The organism is uncultured Maritalea sp. (genome assembly GCF_937139385.1).
Lineage (GTDB): Bacteria > Pseudomonadota > Alphaproteobacteria > Rhizobiales > Devosiaceae > Maritalea > Maritalea porphyrae_A.
On record NZ_CAKZPW010000349.1, the window covers coordinates 1 to 8,630 of the forward strand.

Genomic DNA, 8,630 nt, shown 5'->3' on the forward strand with positions numbered 1-8,630 from the left:
GCCGACCTATTTCAATTTGCAGGGCATGGACATTATTGCCAGGCTTGCCGTAGGTCTTGGTGGTGAATCCGCCAGCATAAGGACGGTTGCGCGCAACTTTTAAGCCTGCCGTTGTAAATAGTGTATCGGTCAGGTCCGCAATCATTGGGTGGCAGGTTGAGCCAAAACGATCGCCCAGCACAATGTCTGGTGCACTGGCATTGCCGCGTTTATCCAAATTCGGCATGGAATGGCAATCAATCAAAACAGCGATGCCAAAGTTTTCAAGGGTTTGGCTCAAAAGGTTTTGCAAGGCAGCGTGGTAGGGCTTGTAAATGCCCTCAATGCGCATGTGTGCGTCTGCCAGCGAGAGCTTGGTGCGATATATGGGCTTCTTCTCGGCGACAATTTTGGCAATGGTCCCTAGGCCAGCAGCGACCCGTGGTGACATTGTATTGTAATTGTCAGGCAGTTGGCCCTCAAACATCACCGGATCGAGCTCGTAGGGTTCTCTGTTTACATCCAAGTAGGCGCGTGGAAAGTGAGCGCGCAATAAGGGGGCGCCAAAGTTGGGCGCGCGGCCAAACAATTCGTCGACAAATGCGTCTTCAGATTGGCGAATGCTCAATTCATCTAGTCGCGTTTGATCCACAAAGCGCTTTGGATAGTCCCTGCCCGAATGGGGTGAATTGAAAACAAATGGGGCGCGTTGAACGCGCGGCCGGATTGTTTCAAAAGCTGGTCGGTCAAAATAGTCTGATTTCAACATGTTCTCCGCGAATTACGGTGCTGTTCCCCAGAGCACATTGTGTAGAAGAATGATTATGAAGTCCACCCGAACAAGATGATTTGATGTGCAGAAATAAATAGTGACGTTGTTGGCTTGAGTTTGTGGCCACACACAGGCAAAATCCGAATCAATTGATTGCTTTTGGAGAGGCTTTTTCGATGCGTCGAATTCTGTTGGCTGAAGATGATAACGATATGCGCAAGTTTTTAACGCGCGCATTGGGTAATGCCGGTTATGAAGTGGTTGCATTCGACAATGGACGCTCGGCTTATGAGCGCTTGCGTGAAGAGCCATTTACGTTGCTGCTTTCTGACATTGTGATGCCAGAAATGGACGGGATTGAATTGGCCCGTCGCGCCACTGAACTTGATCCGGATTTGAAGGTGATGTTTATCACCGGTTTTGCTGCTGTTGCGCTTAACCCGGATAGCGAGGCACCAAAAGACGCTTCTGTTTTGTCAAAACCATTTCATTTGAAGGATTTGGTTGATGAAGTGGAGCGCTTGCTCGCCGCATAGTGTTCGCTCATTTTTCTAGGTTTTGAAATAGGCCTCTATCTCATTGTGGATAGGGGCCATTTCTTTGTCGCTAGGCATGTGGGCGCTTTCTTCAAGCACAAATTCATGTCCGATGTTCAAGATGCGCTCTGCGTGGGCACGTGTTTTATCGTATGGGAACATAATGTCGTTTCGGGCGAAGACAATAAAAACCGGCGCTATATCTTTGGGCATATCATTTTTAAAGAATGGTCCAGCTGGCCGATGTCGCCAAAAGGCGGTTTGGCGAATTATGATGTCAAGATAGTCAATGTTGTCCGGCGTCAAATGGCGCGACAATGGACGAGCTATTGTGGGTAAGATTGCTTTATTTGGAACAAAACGATAGGCGAGCCAGGAGAGCAAGAGCTTGGCGTAAATCTTGAGGTAGGGCAATTTGGGCGTAACACCTGCGGTGACAACAAGCGCAAGTTTGTCGACCCGCTTTGGGGCGAGTTTGAGCATTTCTAGTGCGATTGAACCCCCAAAGCTGGCCCCAGCAATATCTGCCTTTTCAAGATGCAGCTGATCCATCAGCTCTATGAGCCATTTGCCGTAGGCGTTGTTTTTCATACTGAAAGGCACGTCAGCAGAGCGGCCCGGCTGGCCGACTAGGTCCGGCGCGATCAACCAATGGTCTTTAGCCAGATAGGCAAAAAAATCGAGCATCATTGGGCCGGTAATGGACATGCCGGGTAGTATTAAGAGTGGCTTTGCTTGGCGATTGCCCATGCTGGTAACATGGGTGGTGCCAAAGGATGTGGCGTGCACGCTTGTTTCAACATCCCCATCCAACAAACTCAGAGATTTATCATAGTAGGCCTGAAATTCCTCTCGCCCTTCAATCGAACGGTAAACTGAATTTTTGGGCAATGGGTGAGATTGGTTGCGCCGCGTATCAATTTTGGTAGTGCGAAGAAGGGACTGCTCCATCATTTCGCGCTTGGGGTTGGGTGAGCACCAATTGTTCGTACCTGCACACCATCTTTTTTCAGTTGGTTTTGTGTTTGCGCGAAAAGGCTTTCGTGGGTGTAGCAGGGCAATTTTGGATACTCGTGGTGCAAAAAGTGATGGTTGTTCAGCCAAAAAAATGGGCTAACGATATATTCCCAAAATCGTTCTCCGCGCACGATCAGTGTGGTCTTTTTGCGATCAGATGTCTGTTCAATGGTGTGTAAAATTCTATGTGAGACAGCGATAGCGGAAGAAGCAATAGATGCGGGGGCTAGCCATAAGAAGAAGGTTTGCACCGGAAACATGATCAGCAAAATCATTAATACCGCAATGATCAAGCCGATACGAATATAGCTCCATGTTGCGAATGTCTTTGAGATTGCGTGTTTTTTTTCTGCAATGACAAACATGCGCAAATAGTGAAGGGGGACGAACAGTCCTAGAAACAGACCTTTGGGGATCGAGACGTTTTGAAGCCAATAATCAGGGTCGTGTTCGGGGTCGTTGGTGTTGGCGTGGTGGCGTAGGTGTAAAAACTTGAATGTGGGAAAGTCATAAACGAGCAGCCAGCCATGCAAGGTGCCTAACAGCTGATCTAGCCAAGCGTTTGAGCGATTTGAAATGGTTTTATGGGTTGCTTCATGGGCAACGGCAAAGCTCATATGTATGGCAAAAAACGACAATAGGCTTGCCGCCCAAAGTGGGATGTAACTCATAAGATAACCGCCTATTGCCAATGCAAAAAGTGCCAACAACAACAATGAGGCGGCGAGTGTGGGCAATGCGAGTTTGTTGCGTTGCGCCTGCATCATCGACCGAGCAATTTGTGTTGTGCTTAGTGGCATTAGCTATCCTGTTGCGGCAAATATTGCAGCGAGTATGCAAAGCGATGCGCAATATGTCTAGGTCGCAATTGCGCCCGGGCAGGGAATGCCAAATTTTGGACAAATAGCTATTGACCCGCATTGTGGTTTTATGGTCTATCACCCCAGCAATCTTGATTGCACGGATGGGCGTATAGCTCAGCGGGAGAGCACTACATTGACATTGTAGGGGTCACTGGTTCAATCCCAGTTACGCCCACCATCCATTCCCCTTCTATTCATCTTGATGTGTTTCTTAATGGGCATCTGCCTGTTTCGCGCCGTTGTGTGTTTCGTACCCTGATGCGCTTTGCACTGGTTTGTCGGTTTGTGGAAAATCGGCAAATTGATTTGTTGCTCAATAATTGGTTTCATCAACAATTTACTAAAAGTTTAGGTGGAGCTGCTAGTCTTCGTTTGTAACTTTTAAGTATTTGATCATGCTCAATAGATGTAGTGCGTTAGTATTTTCAGCAGATGGACGGTGGTCGGAGGCGTTTTGCGCCAACCTAATCTCGATCGGCTTTATGCGTACATTTTGCGTTAACGACTTTGAATCGCTTGAGCAGGCGATCTCCAGACATCATATCAATTATTGTTTCTTTTCGCAGTCCAGTCAGGTCGTTCAAATCCACGCGGCGATCAATGCAATTCGAACCTACAAAGACGATGATGTTCGCTTTTCGCCAATCATATTGATGGCAAAAGAGATCTCAAAAGAAGAACTGCGGCAGTATATTGGTATTGGATTTGATGACATTGTTCAGTTCCCATGTACTTTTGATATGCTGCGTACGCGCGCAAAACGACAGCTGAACAATGTCATCAAATACTATGAAACCGCCGACTATTTCGGCCCTGATCGACGAAACTTCTTTGGTTCACAAACCCAACAGCACGAAAAGCGGAATGGGCTTGCCCCTTATAAGTGCCTGTCTGTCCGGCGTGATGTGTTTAAGGGCGTTGAAGTGGTCGATGTTTTTGATCATAAACCGCCCGCATTTGCCCAAGATGGGTTGAAGGCGATTTAGCTTGTTTGCTTTTCTAGTTGCTGAAGAGCGTATTCTTGCATGGCCTCAAGTTCTTTGACCGCTATTTCCAAATCTTCTTTTTGGGCGCGCAGCATCGATAGTCTTGAATTGACCCGCTCCAGCAAATGCTGTGTTTGTGTTGCTTGTGTGTTGTCGGCGTCATAGAGCTCGAGGTAATCGGATATTTCACTCAGTGAAAACCCAAGCCTTTTGCCGCGCAGTATGAGCAGCAAGCGGGTGCGATCGCGGCGGCGAAATACCCGCGTGGTCCCCACACGGTCGGGAATGATGAGGCCTTTAGACTCATAGAATCGAATTGTTCGGGTGGAAATGCTGAACTCGTCGGCGAGTTCAGCAATTGAAAACAGATCTTGTTTCTTTTCGGCTGGTTTTTCCAGTATTCTATCCATTACGATGCCTTCGAATCCGACATTTTTTGGTATTCTTCGCGTAGCTCTTTTTTCGACAGCTTGCCAATAAGGGTTTTGGGAAGCTCATCTTTGAAGATGATTTCACGCGGCATTTCAATCTTGGATATATATGTTTGGATGAACGCCATCAGTTCGTCTTCGGTTGCAGTGGTACCTTTGACCAGCTTCACAAATGCAATTGGCGCTTCGCCTCGATATTCGTCTTTAACGCCGATGACATTGCATTCGTCAACCGCATCGTGGTGGTAAAGCGCGTCTTCGATGGCGCGCGGGTAAACATTGTAACCAGAACAAATGATGGTGTCTTTGATGCGGTCGACGATGAAGATAAAGCCCTCTTCGTCAATGTACCCAACATCGCCTGTTCGGAAATAGCCATTAACAAAGGCCTCGGCGTTTGCTTCAGGGTTGTCCAGATATCCAGGCATAATTTGAGGGCCCTTGGCAACAAGCTCGCCGCGCTCGCCGGGTTCAACAAATACCGAAGGATCCTCAACACTGACAAATTGAATGTCCGTGCCGGGCATGGGTTGGCCGATGGAGTTTTCTTTGTTCGTTCCATAGAGTGGTGAGCATGCCAAAACCGGTGCGGTTTCGGTTAGGCCGTACCCTTCAGCTATTCGGCCACCGGTTGCTTTGGCAAAAGCAATTTTTGTTTCGTTTGGCAGCGCTGCGCCGCCCGAAATGCCGATTTCAATGCTTGAAATGTCATATTTGTCTAGCTCTGGGGCTGTAGCCAGTGCGTGTGAAAGGGTGGGAACAGCTGGAAAGATTGTTGGTTTGGTGCGCACAATTAATTTGAGCAGCGGGAGCTTTTCATAGCGCGGCAGCATGACCACTTTAACCCCGTTCACCAATGGGGTGTTCATACACACTGTCATCGCAAAAATATGGAAGAAGGGTAAAACCGCGATCAGGCTGGCTGGTGGCCTGAATAAATCAAGCCCCCACAAGTCGATCTGGCTCAAGTTCGCCGCAATATTTGCGTGGGTGAGTACGGCGGCTTTGGGAAGTCCGGTGGTGCCGCCCGTAAATTGGAGCACAGCCATATCATCGCCGCTTAGGGCAACCTTGTCTGGGAGGTGACCTGCATTCATCAAGTCATCCCAATGAACAGTCTTAGCTGCTTGCGATGACGCTGCTATATTGGCGAGATCCTTGCTCTTTAAAAGCTTATAAAGCACCTTCTTTAAGGTCGGTAGCGCGTTGGGGAAGTGGGCAACCAGTATTTTTTCGCACAAGTTATCTTGTGCAAGCGCTTCTGCTTTGTCGAATGTGAGTGCCAAATCAAGGGTGATGATGACCTTGCAATTGGAGTTTTTAAGAATATGGGTAAGTTCGGGGACAGTATATAGCGGGTTGCAATTGACGATTGTTGCGCCAATTTTTAGTGCGGCATAATAGGCGATCGGAAAGAAATGGCTGTTTGGCATGAGAAGGGCGACCCTGTCGCCTTTTTTGATGCCCATTTGCTTTTGCAAAGCGCCCGCCATTTGATCAATCGCTTCGCCAAGTTCTGCGAACGTTGTTTCTTTGCCAAGGAAATCAAGGGCGACCCTGTTTGCGTGTTTCTTGACAGACGCATCGATTTGCTCGGGCACAGGGGTGGTATCGACCGGAGCGTAAAAGTCAATTCCTTCAGGATAGTTATCGATCCAAGGTTGATACGGCTTGTGCGTTGCTGATTTTGTTCCCATTTCCCACTCCCCTTAATTTGGTTGCGAAAACTATTGCATGTATTGACGTTAACGTCAATTAAGCGACGTCCCGCAAAAACATTTTCGAGTTTAGGGGTGGTGGATCGCTTAAGCACCTTCAAATGTTAAGCAATTCAGGCTCTTGCCTTTATCGTCATTGTGTTGACGTTAACGTATATCTGTGCCAATGTGCAATGAACTAAAATCATGGTTGTATGTGGCTTGCTGCTTGGTGTGGCGACGCCGCTAGCAGGAGGCAATGATGGCGCTTTTTCTTATTATAGCAGGTTTAGCCGCATTTTACGCTTTGGCTTTGTTTGAAGTAAAGCTGGTGGTCTGGGGGGTCGTTGCGCTCGGCTTTGCCGCCGTTTGGCAGATGCTGGTCGGTGCGGGTTTTGCGCCGCTGGGCGTTGGTTCGCTTCTATATATTCCGGGCGTTTTGATGGTCATCTTGTCGGTTCCATTTATTCGCCGTCTGCTGATTACGGCCCCGATTTATGGAGCAGTGAAGAAAATTCTGCCTAAGGTTTCGCGTACAGAGCAAGAGGCTTTGGATGCAGGAACGGTTGGATGGGATGCGGAATTGTTTTCGGGTCAGCCAAAATGGAACAAGTTGCTTGATATTCACAAGCCAGCTCTTTCAGCCGAAGAGCAAGCCTTTATGGATGGCCCTGCGGAAGAAGTTTGTGCCATGATCGATGATTGGGACACCCGCAACAATCGGGCTGATATGCCCGAACATGTTTGGACCTATCTTAAAGAGAATAAGTTCCTCGGCATGCTGATTTCCAAGGATCACGGTGGACTTGGTTTCTCTGCGCAGGCGCAGTCGATGATTGTGTCCAAAGTGGCGTGTCGATCCATCGCCGCCGGCATTTCTGTCATGGTGCCCAATTCTTTGGGGCCGGGCGAACTGCTCGAAAAATATGGAACGCCTGCACAAAAAGAAAAGTATCTTGAGCGCTTGGCCAATGGTTTGGAAGTGCCATGCTTTGCATTGACGGGTCCACACGCCGGTTCTGACGCTGCGGGTATGCGCGATTCTGGTGTTGTTTGTTATGGTGAACACGAAGGTAAAGAAGTCTTGGGCGTCAAGCTGAATTGGGACAAGCGTTATATTACGCTCGGACCAGTTGCGACCTTACTTGGCTTAGCATTTAATCTTTATGATCCAGATAATCTTTTGGGCAAAGGCACAGATGTTGGCATTACCTTGGGTTTGATCCCCACCAACCACAAAGGCGTTGAAATTGGGCGGCGACATTATCCCGCGCGCTCAGCCTTTATGAATGGGCCAAATAGCGGCAAAGATGTATTCATTCCGCTTGATTGGATCATTGGCGGCACCGAATATTGCGGCCAGGGTTGGCGCATGTTGATGGAGTGTTTGTCAACAGGTCGGGCGATCTCTTTGCCTGCAATTGGAACCGTTTCGATCAAACAAGCGTTGCGGGTGACCAGTGCCTATGCGCGTATTCGCCGCCAGTTTTCAATCCCCGTCGGGGTGATGGAAGGCGTTGCAGAGCCACTTTCACGGATCGTAAAAGACGCCTACATGTATGAAGGTTCCCGCGCGGTAACCGCTGCAATGGTTGACGAGGGGCAAAAACCCTCCGTGATATCCGCCTTGCTGAAATATCGTACCACTGAGGCCATGCGCGATCGGATGAATGATGCGTTGGATATCCACGGCGGACGCGCTGTATGCGACGGCCCCGCAAACTATTTGTTCTCAGCCTATCAAACGGTACCTGTGGCCATTACTGTTGAAGGTGCGAATATCCTCACCCGCACTTTGATTACTTTCGCACAAGGTGCATTGCGGGCTCACCCGTTCCTTTATAGCGAGATCTCAGCAGCACAGAACGAAAACGCAAAAGAAGGCTTGAAAGCCTTTGATAAGGCCTTTGCTGGTCACACTGCATTCATGCTGCGCAATATTGCGGGATCATTATTCCACAATATCACTTTGGGCGCCTTCGCATCCTCACCAACGCAAGGGCCATTGAAAAAGCATTATCAACAGTTGCACCGTTACGCGCAAAGCTTTGCGCTGGTGGGTGACTGGGTTGTTGTGGTGCTTGGCGGCGACATTAAGCGCAAGCAAATGCTCTCGGGCCGCATGGCCGACATTCTGTCGGATCTATATTTGTGGTCGACGACTTTAAAGCGTTGGGAGGACGACGGCGCAATAGCTGAAGACCTGCCCGTTGTTGAAGCGATCGTACAAGATCGGATTGCGGCGATTGAGGCGAGTTTTCAACAAGTGTTTGCCAATTTCCCAAACCCTGTGATGACTTTTGTTATGCGTCGTTTGGTGGTTCCATTGGGCGCCTATGCCCAACCTTC

8 protein-coding genes and 1 tRNA gene are annotated in these 8,630 nt (G+C 48.8%); 4 read left to right on the forward strand and 5 right to left on the reverse strand.

Features of this window, described 5'->3' with window-relative positions; genetic code table 11:
- Positions 1-748, reverse strand: a 748-nt coding sequence (locus Q0231_RS14195; RefSeq protein ID WP_299348403.1) for an N-formylglutamate amidohydrolase, incomplete at its 3' end; no start/stop codon positions are given.
- Between the two features lie 179 nt (positions 749-927).
- Between Q0231_RS14195 and cpdR the strand changes: the two genes are divergently transcribed.
- On the forward strand, positions 928-1,287 hold the full coding sequence (gene cpdR, locus Q0231_RS14200; protein WP_269394926.1) for a cell cycle two-component system response regulator CpdR: 360 nt from the start codon (positions 928-930) through the stop codon (positions 1,285-1,287).
- Positions 1,288-1,302: 15 nt separating this feature from the next.
- Here the strand turns inward: cpdR and Q0231_RS14205 are convergent, their stop codons facing one another.
- Together Q0231_RS14205 and Q0231_RS14210 are read right to left on the reverse strand one after the other, a co-directional pair.
- Positions 1,303-2,238, reverse strand: a complete 936-nt coding sequence (locus Q0231_RS14205) for an alpha/beta hydrolase (RefSeq protein WP_299348408.1) — start codon at positions 2,236-2,238, stop codon at positions 1,303-1,305.
- Positions 2,238-3,104 (reverse strand): fatty acid desaturase, encoded by an 867-nt coding sequence (locus Q0231_RS14210; protein ID WP_299348410.1) that lies wholly within the window; start codon positions 3,102-3,104, stop codon positions 2,238-2,240. Before Q0231_RS14210 ends, Q0231_RS14205 begins: the two co-directional genes overlap by 1 nt.
- Before the next feature lie 166 nt (positions 3,105-3,270).
- Between Q0231_RS14210 and Q0231_RS14215 the strand changes: the two genes are divergently transcribed.
- Both Q0231_RS14215 and Q0231_RS14220 read left to right on the forward strand, forming a co-directional pair.
- Positions 3,271-3,345: transfer RNA gene (locus Q0231_RS14215), tRNA-Val, on the forward strand.
- A gap of 304 nt (positions 3,346-3,649) precedes the next feature.
- On the forward strand, positions 3,650-4,153 hold the full coding sequence (locus Q0231_RS14220; RefSeq protein WP_299348413.1) for a hypothetical protein: 504 nt from the start codon (positions 3,650-3,652) through the stop codon (positions 4,151-4,153).
- Here the strand turns inward: Q0231_RS14220 and Q0231_RS14225 are convergent.
- The gene (locus Q0231_RS14225; protein WP_269394922.1) at positions 4,150-4,563 is read right to left on the reverse strand and encodes a MerR family transcriptional regulator; all 414 of its coding nucleotides are present in this window, start codon (positions 4,561-4,563) and stop codon (positions 4,150-4,152) included. The genes Q0231_RS14220 and Q0231_RS14225 overlap by 4 nt on opposite strands.
- The gene (locus Q0231_RS14230) at positions 4,563-6,281 is read right to left on the reverse strand and encodes a long-chain fatty acid--CoA ligase (RefSeq protein WP_299348416.1); all 1,719 of its coding nucleotides are present in this window, start codon (positions 6,279-6,281) and stop codon (positions 4,563-4,565) included. The genes Q0231_RS14225 and Q0231_RS14230 overlap by 1 nt, the downstream gene beginning before the upstream one ends.
- A gap of 262 nt (positions 6,282-6,543) precedes the next feature.
- Here Q0231_RS14230 and Q0231_RS14235 point away from each other — a divergent pair.
- Positions 6,544-8,630 (forward strand): acyl-CoA dehydrogenase (locus tag Q0231_RS14235; RefSeq protein WP_299348419.1); only part of this gene is annotated, 2,087 nt, incomplete at its 3' end.

Coding starts and splice junctions, on each gene's coding strand:
- Q0231_RS14210 (WP_299348410.1), bottom strand. CDS start 3,104: ATGCCACTAAGCACAACACAAATTGCTCGGTCGATGATGCAGGCGCAA.
- cpdR (WP_269394926.1), top strand. CDS start 928: ATGCGTCGAATTCTGTTGGCTGAAGATGATAACGATATGCGCAAGTTT.
- Q0231_RS14225 (WP_269394922.1), bottom strand. CDS start 4,563: ATGGATAGAATACTGGAAAAACCAGCCGAAAAGAAACAAGATCTGTTT.
- Q0231_RS14220 (WP_299348413.1), top strand. CDS start 3,650: ATGCGTACATTTTGCGTTAACGACTTTGAATCGCTTGAGCAGGCGATC.
- Q0231_RS14230 (WP_299348416.1), bottom strand. CDS start 6,281: ATGGGAACAAAATCAGCAACGCACAAGCCGTATCAACCTTGGATCGAT.
- Q0231_RS14205 (WP_299348408.1), bottom strand. CDS start 2,238: ATGGAGCAGTCCCTTCTTCGCACTACCAAAATTGATACGCGGCGCAAC.